Annotated in this window: 11 protein-coding genes and 2 rRNA genes; 7 read left to right on the forward strand and 6 right to left on the reverse strand. The window is 62.7% G+C overall.

Annotation, left to right across the window (positions count from 1 at the left end; genetic code table 11):
• The first annotated feature begins 37 nt into the window (after nt 1-37).
• Nucleotides 38-958: a hypothetical protein gene (locus ACVOLZ_RS16695; protein ID WP_481517087.1), complete on the forward strand. Its 921-nt coding sequence runs from the start codon at nt 38-40 to the stop codon at nt 956-958.
• Between the two features lie 17 nt (nt 959-975).
• Here the strand turns inward: ACVOLZ_RS16695 and ACVOLZ_RS16700 are convergent, their stop codons facing one another.
• The 4 genes from ACVOLZ_RS16700 to ACVOLZ_RS16715 are packed head-to-tail and all read right to left on the reverse strand — an operon-like array spanning nt 976 to nt 4515.
• On the reverse strand, nt 976-1578 hold the full coding sequence (locus ACVOLZ_RS16700; RefSeq protein ID WP_481517088.1) for a response regulator: 603 nt from the start codon (nt 1576-1578) through the stop codon (nt 976-978).
• Entirely contained in the window at nt 1575-2780 is a 1206-nt protein-coding gene (locus ACVOLZ_RS16705; RefSeq protein ID WP_481517089.1) for a sensor histidine kinase, read from the reverse strand. Before ACVOLZ_RS16705 ends, ACVOLZ_RS16700 begins: the two co-directional genes overlap by 4 nt.
• Nucleotides 2781-2815: 35 nt before the next feature.
• The gene (locus tag ACVOLZ_RS16710) at nt 2816-3595 is read right to left on the reverse strand and encodes an ABC transporter permease (protein WP_481517090.1); all 780 of its coding nucleotides are present in this window, start codon (nt 3593-3595) and stop codon (nt 2816-2818) included.
• Nucleotides 3595-4515, reverse strand: coding sequence for an ABC transporter ATP-binding protein (locus ACVOLZ_RS16715; protein ID WP_481517091.1), 921 nt, complete (start codon nt 4513-4515; stop codon nt 3595-3597). The genes ACVOLZ_RS16710 and ACVOLZ_RS16715 overlap by 1 nt, the downstream gene beginning before the upstream one ends.
• Nucleotides 4516-4726: 211 nt before the next feature.
• Between ACVOLZ_RS16715 and ACVOLZ_RS16720 the strand changes: the two genes are divergently transcribed.
• The 6 genes from ACVOLZ_RS16720 (at nt 4727) to ACVOLZ_RS16745 (ending at nt 14185) form a co-directional block, all read left to right on the forward strand.
• The gene (locus ACVOLZ_RS16720) at nt 4727-5977 is read left to right on the forward strand and encodes an efflux RND transporter periplasmic adaptor subunit (RefSeq protein ID WP_481517092.1); all 1251 of its coding nucleotides are present in this window, start codon (nt 4727-4729) and stop codon (nt 5975-5977) included.
• A 456-nt stretch (nt 5978-6433) separates the two neighbouring features.
• Nucleotides 6434-7120, forward strand: a complete 687-nt coding sequence (locus ACVOLZ_RS16725; RefSeq protein ID WP_481517093.1) for an ABC transporter ATP-binding protein — start codon at nt 6434-6436, stop codon at nt 7118-7120.
• A gap of 11 nt (nt 7121-7131) precedes the next feature.
• On the forward strand, nt 7132-8292 hold the full coding sequence (locus ACVOLZ_RS16730) for an ABC transporter permease (protein WP_481517094.1): 1161 nt from the start codon (nt 7132-7134) through the stop codon (nt 8290-8292).
• A 10-nt stretch (nt 8293-8302) separates the two neighbouring features.
• Entirely contained in the window at nt 8303-9610 is a 1308-nt protein-coding gene (locus ACVOLZ_RS16735; RefSeq protein ID WP_481517095.1) for an ABC transporter permease, read from the forward strand.
• A gap of 238 nt (nt 9611-9848) precedes the next feature.
• Nucleotides 9849-12701 carry a TonB-dependent receptor plug domain-containing protein gene (locus ACVOLZ_RS16740; RefSeq protein WP_481517096.1) on the forward strand — a complete coding sequence of 951 codons (2853 nt, stop codon included), beginning with the start codon at nt 9849-9851 and terminating at the stop codon, nt 12699-12701.
• Between the two features lie 407 nt (nt 12702-13108).
• Nucleotides 13109-14185, forward strand: a complete 1077-nt coding sequence (locus ACVOLZ_RS16745; RefSeq protein ID WP_481517097.1) for an alpha/beta fold hydrolase — start codon at nt 13109-13111, stop codon at nt 14183-14185.
• 356 nt (nt 14186-14541) lie between these two features.
• Here the strand turns inward: ACVOLZ_RS16745 and rrf (ACVOLZ_RS16750) are convergent.
• Both rrf (ACVOLZ_RS16750) and rrf (ACVOLZ_RS16755) read right to left on the reverse strand, forming a co-directional pair.
• A 5S ribosomal RNA gene (gene rrf / locus ACVOLZ_RS16750) occupies nt 14542-14656 on the reverse strand.
• A gap of 131 nt (nt 14657-14787) precedes the next feature.
• Nucleotides 14788-14894, reverse strand: a 5S ribosomal RNA gene (gene rrf, locus ACVOLZ_RS16755); the annotation flags it as partial.

A 14894-nucleotide genomic window follows, 5' to 3' on the forward strand; every position in this document is an offset into this window, starting at 1 on the left:
CGGGATGATCCCGCGCCGGCGACAGGGAGAGAAGCCGATGCTGCTGCAGCTAGCCAGATACCTGCTGCTGTTGCTCATTGCCGTCAGCGGTTTGCTGGCCTTTGCCTACGCCATTCCGTGGTTGGACTGGCTGCTGGGCAATAGCACGCCACCGGTTGGCGTCGGTCGGTATTCCATCGCCAGTGCGCTTGCACTGGCTGTGTGCATTGGCGGCTACGCGGCAACGTCATCGCTGCTGCGTGCACGCAATCGCGCCGCGCTTGACGGTATCAAACGCGGCGACGCGTTGGTGGCAAGCCTGTCGATCAGCTCCCTGTTGCTGGCAGCTGTGGTCCTGTCGCTATTTGGCGCGTGCGCCTGGTTGCTCCTGCAAAAAGGCGCTTGGCTGCTCGGCGCCGTTTCGGTGGCGATGACCGTGCTGTTGCTGGTCCTGGGCTGGCAGAACATCGCGTTGCCCGCGCTCAGGCCTGGCCCACTGCTGCGCATGGATGCGGAGGGCTTCCAGCACGGGGCGTATGGCTGTATCCCATGGAACCAGATCATGGGCGTGTGGCTGGAGCGCACCAAGATGCGTGGTCACACCGTACATGCCTTGCACTTGCAGGTGAGCAACGCTGCCACCTATCTGCAACGGGCACCGTTCTTCATCCGCTGGCTGCATTGGCGCGAACCGAAAGGCGTAGATGCACCGGCAACACTGCGGATTCCACTGGGCATGCTCGACAAGGATGCCGTCCTGATCCACGACGCCTGCCAGGTCTGGCTGGACCGTGCACGTGGGCCCAACTGGCTCACCGACATCCACGCCCAGGTGGCCCATGTCCGGGATCTAGCCCTGTTGTCGCGGGCGCATGCACGGCCCTTGCAGCACAGCTCGCGTGCCTGGAATGGTCCGCTGGGGGCAGCCCTGCTGGTGGGCTTCATTGTCATACTGAGTCTGCGTGGCTGCGCATCCTGAGCGCAGCCACGCGCACCTCAAAGCAGGCCGCGCTGACGTGCCAGACGATAGGCCTCGATGCGATTGCCAACACCCAGTTTACCGATCGCTTCGGACAGGTAATTGCGCACCGTCCCCTGCGATAGATTCAGCTGCGTGGCGATCTCGGCGGAGGTCTGGCCCTCACCGGCCAAGCGCAACACCTGACGCTCACGGTCATTGAGCGGGTCAGCCTCGGACCAGGCCTCCACCGCCAGTTGTGGATCAATCGCGCGACCACCACGATGCACCTGCCGTAACGCATCGGCCAGCTTTTCGGCAGGGGCATCTTTGAGCAGGTAGCCCTGCACACCGGCCTCCAATGCGCGCCGCAGGAAACCACTGCGGGCAAAGGTGGTGACAATCACCACTTTGATCGGCAACTGCTGGCGCTGCACGCGTTGTGCCAGTTCCAGCCCGGTCAGCAACGGCATTTCAATATCGGTGACCAGCACATCCGGCTTCAGGCGCTGCAGCTCGCGCCAGGCGATCTCGCCGTCAGCGGCTGTACCAATCACTTCGATATCCGATTCCAGATTGAGCAATGCCGACAGCGCACCGCGCACCATGGCCTGGTCTTCGGCCAGCAGGATACGGATCATGCGCGCGCCTCCTGTGTCGGCAAGTGTGCTGCATCGGCCTGCGCTGAGTTCATCGCCGGGTTCGATTGCATATGTTGCGCCCGTATCGGAATGCGGATCTTCAACCGGGTGCCCTGCCCCTTTGGCGACTCGATCTGCAGTTCGCCGCCCAACGCCAGGACCCGCTCGCGCATTCCGGCCAGTCCATTGCCATTGGCCGATACGCCACCGCGACCATCGTCCACCACCTCCATCAACACCACCTCCGGCGATACGCTGATGCTGATCAACGCTTCATTGGCCTGCGCATGGCGAGCGATATTGGTGGCGGCTTCGCGCAACACCATCGACAGTCCTGCCTCGATCCACGTAGGCATAGCTGGTGGCGGCGAGTAGCGCAGGTGTACGCGCGAAGACTCCAGCAATAGATGGGCCGAAGCCAACTCGGCGGCAAGATCGGCTGCACGAAAACCGGTAACCGCACTGCGCACCTGTGCCAGCGCATCGCGCGCGATCTGCTCGGCCTCGGCCAGCTCGCGCTGCGAACGCTGCGGGTCGCGCTCGAACAGCTTGCGCGACAATTCCATCTTCAGCGTGATCAGCGACAGAGTATGCCCGAGCAGATCGTGCAGATCGCGGCCGATGCGCTCGCGCTCGGCAGTCGCCGCCAAACGCCGTACTTCTTCGTGTGAGAGTCGCAGCGCGGCGTCCTTCTCGCTGCTCGAGCGCTCGACATTGACGATCAAGCCGATGATAACCGCCAGCGCCGGAATCCACGCAATCACCTGCCATGGGTAGCCAATCCACCACGCCAGCGACAGGAACGCCAGGTTCAACAGCGCCAGCTCGAACATGTACTGGCGCGTGCTGATGCAACGGTTGGTCCGCAGCATCACGCAGCCGAACACGAAGTAGTTCATGCCGGAGGGATAGATCGGCAGCAGCGCCATCGACAGTACGATCATCGCCAACGCGAAGATCGGCGCGTGCCGCCGCGCGCTTGTCAAGGTCAGCAGGTAGAACACGATGAACAACGGGAACGACCACAGGGTGATCAACGCCCAGCGCAGGGTGTAGCCCGCGCCGAACATCGGCGTGATGAACACCCAGACCGTCCACAGCAGATGCACGGCATCCACCCACGGCCATTTGCCGAGCTTGATGTTGTCGGCCACCACCGAGTCCGGTGCCGGCTTCAACCACTCAGGGCGCTGCAATCCCATCGACCTTCATCCTGTGCAATGCGGCAATGATGCCATCAGCCGTGGCGACGCAGACGCCAACCCGCCACAGCGGTGATGACGACCGTGAATACGAGCAACCACAGCACGTGCGGCCAGGGGCTGCCCACCTCGAAGTCCAATGCGCCCTGCGCCAACATGTTCAGATGATGACTAGGCCAGATCACCGCCAGATCCCGCAGCAGCGGCGGCAGCACCTTCAGCGGGAACCACAACCCCGACAACACCGCCATCGGCAGGTAGACCAGGTTGATCACCGCGGCCGCACCATTGCCCTTGGCCAGCGTGCCCAGCAGCAGTCCCAGTGCACAGAACGGCAAGGTGCCCAGGGTTGCCACCGCGGTCAGCCGCAGCATCTGCGAGGCATTGAGCTGCACCCCGGCCACGGTGGTGGCCAACAGCTGCAGGATCACCACGATGGCCAGCGCGGTCAGCATCGCCATCACCATCTTGCCGAGCAGATAGGCCAGCGGCGGCATCGGCATGGCGCGCTTGAGGGTAAGCAGGCCGTTGTCACGCTCCAGTGCCAGCGCGATGCCGAAACCGAACAGCCCCGGCGCCATTACCCCGAAGGTGACGTAGCTGCCCAGCAGGAAGCGGGCGGCCTGTGCCGGCTGAGTGTGGCCGAGCAGCACCGCGAACAGCAGATAGAACACCGCCGGAAACAGGAGTGTCGGCAGCACGAAACCCGGATAGCGAAGATAGCGCAGGCATTCGGCACGGGTCTCCTGCAGGTAGGCGCCCAGCACTTGGCGGGACGACATCACAGGCAGCATGGATTCGTATTGGCTGTTCATCAGGCCGCCTCGCGTTGTGTCTGCGCAGCATCCGCAGCGGTCAGATCGGTGAAGGCTTCGCCCAGCCCTGCCGGCTGCACCTCCAACCCGGACAGAGCAGGGTCTGCCAGCAGCAGTTGCCGCACCACGCTTTCGACGCGGTCGCTGCGCAACTGCAGGTAATCGCCGTCCCGGCTGATCTGCACCACCCCCGGCCAGGCTGCAACCGCAGCCACATCCAGCGCACTGACGCAGCGGATGCTGCGATGGACGACCCGTGCGCGCAACGCATCCACGCTGCCATCGCTGACGATACGTCCGCGCAACAGCACGCAGACACGATCGGCCAGACGCTCGGCTTCCTCCAGATAGTGGGTGGTCAGGACCACCGCGGTGCCTTCGGCGACCAAGGCCCGCACCGTCGCCCACAGCTGCTGCCTGGCAGGCAGGTCCAGGCCAACCGTGGGTTCGTCCAGGAACAGCAGCCGTGGCCGCCCACACACCGCGAGGGCGAATTGAACCCGCCGCTGCTGACCACCGGACAGCTTGCCGTAGCGCCGCTTCAGCAAGTCCTCGATGCCGGCCAGCGCGGCTACATCCGCCAAGTCGCGGGGAGCCGGGTAGTAGCTGGCCGACAATTGGATCAGCTCGGCCACGTTCAAGGTCTCCGGCAACGCGGCGCTCTGCAGCATCACCCCGATGCCACGCCGTGCCACCAGTTGTTGCGGATCATGGCCGAACAGATGCACCTGCCCCGCATCGGCCCGCAGCAGACCCAGCAGCAGGCAGATGGCGGTGGTCTTGCCTGCACCATTTGGCCCAAGCAGCCCCAGCACCTGCCCGGCCCGCAGCTCCAGATCAACGCCATCCAGGGCCCGCACTGCACCGTAGTGCTTGTGCACGCCTTGCAGGCTTGCCAGTACCTCGCCGTGTGCTGTCATTGCCGCCGCCTTTTTGAGGAAGTGCCGCCACCTTAGGTCGCCGACGCCGACGCCCCCAGTGAGCGCGATCAGGTAAAGCACATGACAGCCGTCACCTGCGCAACGGGTACGGTGGCATCTATGCTCCGCTCACTCCGCCCCGTCACTGCCGGCCGCTGCGAATTGCGCTAAGTTGCGGTCACATTCCCCCTCCCACGCCGTCCTGCTATCCATGAATGCATCTGCTGAACTGCTGAAGGAACTCCGCATCGACCGCTCCGCGCCGCCACCGCGTGGCCCTGCACCGTCGCGGCGCTGGTTGTGGATCGTAATCGGACTGGTATTGGCCCTGCTGCTGGTACTGGCCGCTGGTGCCCTGCTCGGCGGCAAAAAACCCGTGACCGTGCAGACCGCACCGGTGGTGGCGATGAACCAAGCCGGTGCTGGCAACAGCTCGGTGCTGGATGCCAGCGGCTACGTGGTGGCCCGGCGCATGGCGACGGTGTCGGCCAAGATCACCGGCAAGGTGCGCGAGGTGATGATCGAGGAAGGCATGCGTGTCGAAGAGGGCCAGGTGATGGCCACGCTGGACCCGATCGACGCCAACGCGCAGCGCAGCCTCAACGCCGCCCAACTCGACGCCGCCCGCAGCCAGAGTGAAGGCCTGCAGGCGCAACTGCGCCAGGCCGAGGCTGACGCAGGCCGCCTGCAGTCGCTGGTAGGCCAGCAGTTGGTATCGCGTTCGCAGTACGACCAGGCCGTGGCCGCCCGCGACAGCCTGCGCGCGCAACTGGCAACTTCACGCCACAACGCCAAGGTCGCGCAGGACGCTCTGGCCATCGCCGACCTGGGCGTGGACAACAACGTGGTACGCGCACCGTTCTCCGGCGTGGTCACGGCCAAGGCCGCGCAGCCGGGCGAGATCGTCTCGCCACTGTCGGCCGGTGGCGGCTTCACCCGTACCGGCATCGGCACCATCGTCGATATGGAATCACTCGAGGTGGAAGTGGAAGTAGGCGAAGCCTTCATCGGCCGCGTGCAACCGAAGATGCCGGTGGAAATCGTGCTGAATGCCTACCCGGACTGGAAGATTCCGGGCCATGTGATCGCCATCATTCCCACCGCTGACCGCGGCAAGGCTACGGTGAAGGTACGCGTGGCGTTGGAGACCAAGGATCCGCGCATCGTGCCGGAGATGGGCGTACGCGTGAGCTTCCTGGAAAAAGCAGCTGCTGCTGGCACTGAAGCACCGAAGGGTGTGCGCGTACCGGCCGCCGCGATTGTCGAGCGCGACGGCAAGCCGGTCGCCTTCGTAGTGCAGGCCGACGACAAGGTGAAACAACAGACGCTGGAAGTAGGCCAGGTATTGGCCAAGGACAAGCAGGTGCTGTCGGGATTGAGTGCCGGACAGACAGTGGTACTCAGCCCTGCGGCGGAACTGAAGGATGGCGACAAGGTGGTGCTGGAAGGCGCAGAGAAGTAAGTGCGGGCTTGTGATCTTTACTGCACTGGCGCGTATCACCTGATGCACTGAAGTAGCGCTTTTGTTTTTTTTGCTTCTACCCCCTCCCTTGCGCAAAGCGCAGGGGAGGGTTGGGGAGGGGTGCTTTGGCTTTGGCTTTGGCTTTGGCTTTGGCTTGGAAAGCCACGTAAAGCAAAGCTGCTGCAGAGACCTAAAGCAGAGCAAAAGCTGCCCTCACCCCTACCCCTCTCCCGCTGGCGGGAGAGGGGAAAGCAACGGCAACGGCAAAAGCTGGAGCAAAAACAAGAGCTAGAGCAGAAGCCAGAGCCAAGGGCAAAAGCAAGGGCAAAGCACCCCTCCCTAACCCTCCCCTTGCCTTCGGCAAAGGGAGGGGACCAGAAGCAAAGCGAAGCATTCGAACGTCAGGCGTCAAACATTCAACATCAAACATCACCGCGTCACTGCTGAGGATCATCCATGAGCACCCTCGTCTCCCTGCGCAACATCACCAAGACCTACCAGCGTGGCCCGGAAAAAGTACAGGTACTGCACGGCATCAACCTGGATATCGACAGTGGCGACTTCGTCGCACTGATGGGCCCCTCGGGTTCGGGCAAAACCACCCTGCTCAACCTGATCGGCGGCCTCGATACCCCCAGCGGCGGTGAGATCAACATCGAAGACCAGCGCATCGACCAGCTCAGCGCCGGCCAGCTGTCCACCTGGCGCAGCCACCACGTCGGCTTCGTATTCCAGTTCTACAACCTGATGCCCATGCTCAGCGCGCAGAAGAACGTCGAACTTCCGCTGCTGCTGACCAACCTCAACGCCGCCGACCGCAAGCGTCGCGCGCAGATCGCACTGACGCTGGTTGGTCTGGCCGATCGTCGCGACCACCGCCCCAACGAACTTTCCGGCGGCCAGCAACAACGTGTTGCCATCGCCCGCGCCATCGTCTCCGATCCCACCTTCCTGATCTGCGACGAACCCACCGGCGACCTCGACCGCCAGAGTGCCGAGGAAGTACTGGGACTGCTGCAGCTGCTCAACCGCGAACACGGCAAGACCATCATCATGGTCACCCATGATCCCAAGGCCGCCGAGTACGCAACCCACACCGTGCATCTGGACAAGGGCGAGCTGGTCGACGCCCCGGTGCACTGAGGAGCACGGCCATGAAGTACTTCTCATTGATCTGGGCGCAGCTGTTCCGCAGCCGCACACGTACTTTGTTCACCCTGCTCTCCATCATCACTGCCTTCCTGTTGTTCGGCATGCTCGATTCGGTGCGCGTGGCATTTGCCAGCGGTGGCAGCACCGTCGCCGGTGCCAACCGTCTGGTGGTGGCCTCGCGTCTATCCATCACCCAATCACTGCCAATCCGTCTGGAATCGCAAATCCGCCAGATTGAAGGCGTCGACGATGTCACCTACGCCATGTGGTTCGGCGGCATCTACCAGGACCAGAAGAATTTCTTCCCCAATTTCTCGGTCGCACCGAACTACTTCGACCTGATGACCGAGTTCGATATCTCCAAGGAACAGGTGGACGCTTTCCGCAACACGCGTACCGGTGCCATCGTTGGTGAATCGCTGGCCAAGCAGTTCGGCTGGAAGATAGGCGACACCATTCCATTGCAGGCCACCATCTTCCCGCGCGGTGGCAGCAACGATTGGCCATTGCAGCTGGTCGGCACATTCAAGTCCAAGAACACCGCCACCGCTGCCAACGAAGAGCGCCAGTTGATGATGAACTGGAAGTACTTCGACGAATCCAACGACTACATCAAGAACCAGGTCAGCTGGTACACCGTGCGCCTCGACAACCCCGATCACGCCTCACGCGTTGCACAGGCCATCGACGCGATCTCGGCAAACTCCGATCACGAAACCAAGAGCCAGACCGAGTCGGCTTTCCAGCAGGCCTTCATCAAGCAGTTCGCCGACATCGGCATGATCGTCACTTCGATCATGGGAGCAGTGTTCTTCACCCTGCTGCTGCTCACCGGCAACACCATGGCGCAGGCCGTACGTGAGCGCATACCGGAACTCGCCACGCTGAAAACACTTGGCTTCAAGGACGGCACCATGCTGATGCTGGTGATGGTGGAGTCGATCGTGCTGGTCGGCCTGGGTGGCGCCATCGGGCTGGGGCTGGCTGCAGTGGTACTGCCGGTATTGGCACCGCAGACCATGGGCATGCTGCCGCCGCACGTACCAGCACAGACTTGGGTCGTAGGGGCTGTCCTGATCGTGGTGATCGGGCTGGTAGTGGGCGTGCTGCCGGCACTGCGGGCCAAGCGCCTGAAGATCGTCGACGCATTGGCCGGGCGCTGAGGACAACGACATGAAGAATTTTCTTTCGAATGCGCTGGTGATCCTGCTGCTGGTGGTAGGTCTTGGTGTGTGGATCGCGCTGCCGTGGATAGGTGTGGCGGTGCTCGCCATGGCGATCGCTTTGTGGCTGATGCTTACTCGCACCGGACGCTTGGCGTTGGCCGCAACCCGCATTGGTCTTGCCAGTCTGCCGCAGCGCTGGGGTTCCTCATCGGTGATCGTGATTGGTATTGCCGGTGTGGTCGGCGTGCTGGTGGCAATGCTGGCGATGGGCCAGGGCTTCCAGGCCACGCTGGAAAGCACCGGCGACGACAGCACCGCAATCGTCCTGCGCGGCGGCTCGCAGGCCGAGACCAACTCGGTGATCACCCGCGATCAGGTGCCCTTGCTGGAAACCCTGCCAGGCGTGAAGCGTGGCGAAGATGGTCGGCCCTTGGTGTCTGCTGAAGTCTCGCAGGTAGTCAACCTCACCTCGCGCGGCGATGGCACCGATGTAAACGCACAGTTCCGTGGTGTCGGCGAGCAGGCTTGGGCAGTGCACGACAAGGTAAAGCTGGTCGAAGGCCGCAAGTTCGGTGCAGGTCTGCGCGAGATCGTCGCCGGCCGCGGTGCGCAGAAGCAGTTCCAAGGTCTTGAAGTCGGCAAGGAACTGATGCTGGGTAATCAGGCATGGAAGGTGGTGGGCATCTTCGAATCCGGTGATGCGCATGATTCGGAGTTGTGGACCGATGCGCAGACACTGGCAACCACCTACAACCGCAGCGCCTGGCAGTCGATCAACGTGCGTACCGAGGGCAAGCAGGGCTTTGAAGCCTTCAAGGCAGCCGTCGGCAGCGACCCACGCCTCAAACTGGATGTGGAGACCACTGCCGAGTACTACAGCAAGCAGGGCGGCGGTTTGAACAAACTGCTCAAGATACTGGGCACGGTGATCGGCGCGATCATGGCAGTCGGTGCGGTATTCGGCGCACTCAACACCATGTATGCCGCCGTCGCCACACGTGCGCGGGAGATCGCAACACTGCGTGCAATTGGCTTCCGCGGCGTGCCGGTGGTCACGGCGGTGATGCTGGAAACCATGTTGCTCGCGCTGCTCGGCGGCCTGCTCGGTGGTGTAGTTGCGTGGCTGGCATTCAACAACTTCACCGTATCCACTTTGGGCAACAACTTCAGCCAGGTGGTGTTCCAGTTCAAGGTCTCGCCGCCGTTGCTGTGGAGCGGATTGAAGTGGGCATTGGGAATTGGCCTGGTTGGCGGCCTGTTCCCGGCATTGCGTGCGGCGCGCTTGCCGATCACCACCGCATTGCGCGAGACCTGATTCAACACGGCGCTGCTCGCCAGCTCAGCAACCCACCTGCCTGCGTGCAGGTGGGTTGGCGGAAAGTCTACCTTCACGCAGCCGTCGGTTTCGGTCATCATGCGCGCCCGCCCAAGTCCCGGCGGCCAGCGGAGCTGTGATGGCAGATGCTGTGTCCCTCCCCCAATGGTGATGCATCTGTGACGGCGCCCCACAAGGGCGCCTTTTTTGTAGTTGGTATAAAGGAAAACCGAAAGCGATGTATTTGAAGTCGACCCCGCTGTGCTCCGCGATCACCCTCGCGTTGCTCGGCAGCTGCAGCCTCACCGCGTTCGCACAGGACGCAAACGAAACCACCACCACGCTGGACCGTGTCGAGATCACCGGTTCGCGTATCCGCCAAGCAAGCGTTGAAACCGCACAGCCGGTCATCGCCTTGAGCCGTGCGGAAATCGAGAAGAAGGGCTACGTCAACGTCGCCGACATCCTGCAGGACGTCACCGCTGCCGGTGCACCGTCGCTGAGCCGCGCCTCGGCGCTGTCGTCGGGCCGTGACTACGGCGGCATGTACGTCAGCCTGCGCAACCTTGGCCCGGAACGCACCCTGGTGCTGATCGACGGCCGCCGCATGGGCGTCAGCGCCGGCGGCTTCTCCGACGTTGGCTCCATTCCCTCGGCTATCGTCGAGCGTGTTGAAGTGCTGACCGATGGTGCCTCGGCACTGTACGGCTCGGACGCCATCGCCGGTGTGGTCAACGTCATCACCCGCAAGAACTTCGACGGCGGCAACGCCAGCGCCTATGTCGGCCAGTACGGCGAAGGCGACGGTCAGAAGCGTTCCTACAGCGCCAACTTCGGCAAGACCTTCGACCGCGGCTGGTTCAGCGTTGGCGCCGAAAAGTCCGAAGAAGACCCGGTACTGGGTGGCGCGCGTGAATTCACCGCCTACCCCAACGGCCCTTACCACCCCGCTGACGGCCTCAATGGCACCACCGAATGGGGCTCGGTCACCGTTGACGGCAAAGTGCTCAGCGTCGGTCCGGGCGGCGATCCGTCCAACGCGGCCAACTTCAAACCGCGCGACCCGGCGACCTACGCCAACACCAAGACCAACATGACCCTGCTCTCCTCGCTGGAGCGCAAGTCGGCCTTCGCCAATGGTGGTTTCCAGATCACCGACGATCTGCGCGTTGTTGCCGACGTTCTGTACAGCGAGCGCGAGTCGGTCAAGCAACTGGCCGGCTACCCGTACTCGGTGTCGGCAGCGCAGGCAGCCAGCGGCGCGCGTGCCGCACTGTCGGCAGATAGCGCGTTCAACCATTGGGGCAAGGACGTGTTGTTCTCGCGCCGCACCGAGGAATACCCGCGTGCGACCAACAACGCACTGACCACCAAGCGCGCCAGCGTCGGTTTGGAAGGCAGCTTCGAGACTGGCTCGCGGTTCTGGGACTGGAACGTGAGCTACATGTTCAACCGCAATGAAGGCGAGCGTCGCACCCTTCAGAGCATGTACCAGCCAAACGTCAACCTGGCCGTCGGTCCGTCCTTCATCGATGCCGGCGGCGTGGCCCGTTGCGGCAGCGTCGGCAACGTGATCGAAGGCTGCGTGCCGTGGAATCCGTTGGCCCCCGCTGGCAGCAACACCCCCGGTTCGCTCAGCGACAAGGCGGTGCGCGACTACATCTTCACCCGCTTCAGCGACGAGATCCGCAGCACCACCAAGGTGGTCAGCGCCAACATCTCCGGCTCGCTGGCGAGCCTGCCGGCCGGTGACATCATGGCTGCGATGGGTGTTGAACATCGCAGCGAAGAAGCCAGCTATACGCCGGACATGATGGTGCAGAACGGCCAGATCGCCGGCACCAGCGGCGCGCCGACGCGTGGCGATTACAAGCTGGACGAGGTCTACCTGGAAGTGCAGGTGCCGCTGCTGGCCGACCTGCCGTTCGTGCGTGAACTGTCGCTGGATCTGGCTGGCCGTTACTCGGACTACAACAACTTCGGTGGCACCACCAACGGAAAGTTCGGCCTGAAGTGGAAGCCGATCGACACCTTGCTGGTCCGCGCCACCTACGGCACCGGTTTCCGTGCACCTACCGTTGACGATCTGTACGGCGGCACCGTCACCACCCGTGACCGCGTCACCGATCCCTGCGATCGGTCGTTCGGTGCGGCTGCACGCAATGCCGAAGTGGCAGCACGCTGCACCGCTGCCGGCATGGGCGCAGGTTTCCGCCAGAAGACCGGCGACGGCGAACTGGCCACCACCTCCGGCGTACAAGCCGTCACCGACTTCACCTCCGGCTCCAACGCCGCGCTGAAGCCCGAAACCGCCAAGACCTGGACCGTCGGCCTGGTCTACAGCCCGGACTTCGTCAGCGGCCTGGACCTGAGCCTGGACTGGTGGAAGATCCGCATCGACAACGTCATCGTTGGCGAGTCGGCCACCGACATCCTCAACCAGTGCTATGTGCAGGGCATTGCATCCGCCTGCGACCGCTTCACCCGCTACAGCTCCGGCACCAACAAGGGCCAGGTCAGCGGCATGAACCGTTCGTTGAACAACGCCGGTTACCAGGAAACCGCTGGCTATGACCTCGGCGTCCGTTACCGTCTGCCGGAAATGGCATACGGCCAGCTGTCGCTGCGTTGGAACACCACGTATGTGGACTACCTGTCGCGCAAGAGCGACAACGTAGCCACCACCCCGGTCGAAGAGTTCACCGGCTGGGAAGGTAACTTCCGCGTGCGCTCCAACCTGACGCTGGACTGGCAGAACGGTAACTTCGGTGCGAGCTGGACCACCCGTTACTACTCCAGCATGAAGGAGAAGTGCTCCTACGATCAGGACGGTGGCCCGGAGTGCAACATCCCGGACTTCCAATCGGCGTACACCGACATGCAGCCGAGCCGCAAGCTTGGCTCCAACACCTTCCACGACCTGCAGGTGCGTTATGCCATGCCGTGGAACGGCACCGTGTCGCTGGGCCTCAACAACGTGTTCAAGCATGAAGGCCCGATCATGTACAGCCAGCCGAACAGCAGCTTCACCTACTACGGCGGCTTCGACATCGGTCGTTTCATGTACATGAAGTACCAGCAGCGCTTCTGATCCAGGTAACAACCGCGCTGGGTGTTGATGACACTGTCGACAATCCTCAGCACTGTGCTTGAAGCCCCTCTCCCGCATGCGGGAGAGGGGTTGGGGTGAGGGCAGCTCTACCCGCTTCGCTGTAACCGCGCCGCAATCAGCGCCCGCCAGCGTCACTCGGTTCGCAGAAGAAGCTGCAATTGCCCGACTTCATCTCGCGGACGCATCATCTGCTTCGCGGCTTACGCCGCTCCCACAAACAACGGCGCGGGCGTGTCATGCCGCCCACAGTTGACGGCGTCCTGATCAGTAGCGGTACACCCCGCAACCCAAACACCACACAACGGTCATCTGCCTGTCATCGCCACACGGTAGATGCAGCGCTGCATAGCGACTACCGTGGCAGGCTCCCCAAACCGGATCCCGCCATGCTTCGTTCGCTGGCGCTGGCTGGCGTCTGCGTGATGCTGGCTGGCTTTGCCCTCTCCTCTCCCGTTCCCCCGCTGTCGCTCAGTGAGCGATTGGCTGCACCTGGCGGCACCTCGCCACTGGTCCCCACCGAACGCATCGACGCCCTGCTCTCCCGCCTGCCGCATCAGCAGGGCAGCGTTGCTGGCAGCGATGGCGTCGCCCTGCACTGGGTCTCGTTCGAGCCGGGCGACTACCGCTTGGACTACCGCTATCTGGGCAAAGGCGAGCGTTTCCCGGAGTTTTCGCTGAAAGCATCGGCGCCAAGCATCGACAACCACACTCAGCCACGCGGCACAGTGATCCTGTTGCATGGCTGGATGATGGATGGCGGTTCGCTGATGCCATGGTCGCTGGAACTGGCACAGCAGGGTTATCGCACCATCGCGCTAGATCTGCGTAATCACGGTCGTTCTGGCCATGCACTTTCCGGCTATGGCACCCGCGAGGGCGAAGATGTGGTCGCAGCCCTGCAAGCGTTGAAGGCTGAAGGCAGGATCAGTGGCCCGGTGCACCTGCTCGGCGTTTCATATGGTGCAGCAACCGCAATCTTCGCCGCACGTGAGCTCGGCCCGCAGCTGCGCAGCGTCGTAGCGATGGAATCCTTCGACAACGCCGGCGAAGCAATCCGCACGATGGTGCCGCACATGCTCGCCAAGCCTGCCGAGCGTTGGAGCGACTATGTCGCGCTGCCGCTGGCGCGTTGGCAGTACGGCGGCCGCGGTCTGGACGAAGCAATCGCCACAACCGATCGCAAACTGGGCCTCAACCTGGACCGTGTGGACGTCGGCCAGGCCTTGGCGCAGGTCCCCGCCTGCGTCCTGTTGATACACGGCCACGACGATGAGCACATTCCGGTAGCACAGGGCCGCGCATTGGCAGCAGCGGCGCCGCGTGCACGCTATCTTGAAGTCCCTGCGGAAGACCATCTGAGCTTGCCGATGCGCCTTGATCGCCTATCCGGTGCAGTGCATACCTGGTTCGAGCAGGCCGATGCTAATGGCCACTGCGCATCGACGGTAACAGCCAGCCTTTGAGATTTAGGCTGTTTTCGTGACGGTTCACCAAGCAAGCGTTGCGAAGTCGGCACTCCGTAGTGCCGAACCATGTTCGGCAAGGGCGTTCTTAGTAGTGCCTACATAGCCCCAAGGCTTTGGCTTTGGCTTTGGCTTTGGCTTTGGCCATTGTTCTGGCTGTTGCCTTAGCCCTTCTCCCGCCTGCGGGAGAAGGGTTGGGATGAGGGGAGCTTTTGGCTTTTGGCTTCGCTCAAGCCTTTCCGCGTCGTTGTTTCTACGCGCTTCGCGGCTGATGCCGCTCCTACAAGTGCGCGTGTGTCGCTGTTTCGCACAAAGAAAAACCCCGCTGCTTTTGGCAGCGGGGTTTTAGGTTTAAATCCTGACGATGACCTACTCTCGCACAGCTTAGGCTGCACTACCATCGGCGCGGCTACGTTTCACTTCCGAGTTCGGGATGGGATCGGGTGGTTCCATAGCGCTGTGTTCATCAGGAAGACGGTTTGAGCAGCGCGTTGCGCCGGCTCCAATGCGTTTCCTTGCGGAACATAACCCAGGCTGTAAAACACCTGGCTTACATAAAAAGACAAACCCCGCTGCGTGAGCAGCGGGGTTCTTAGATAAAACCCTGACGATGACCTACTCTCGCACAGCTTAGGCTGCACTACCATCGGCGCGGCTACGTTTCACTTCCGAGTTCGGGATGGGATCGGGTGGTTCCATAGCGCTAATT

The sequence above is a fragment of the Stenotrophomonas sp. STEN020 genome, from assembly GCF_056760195.1.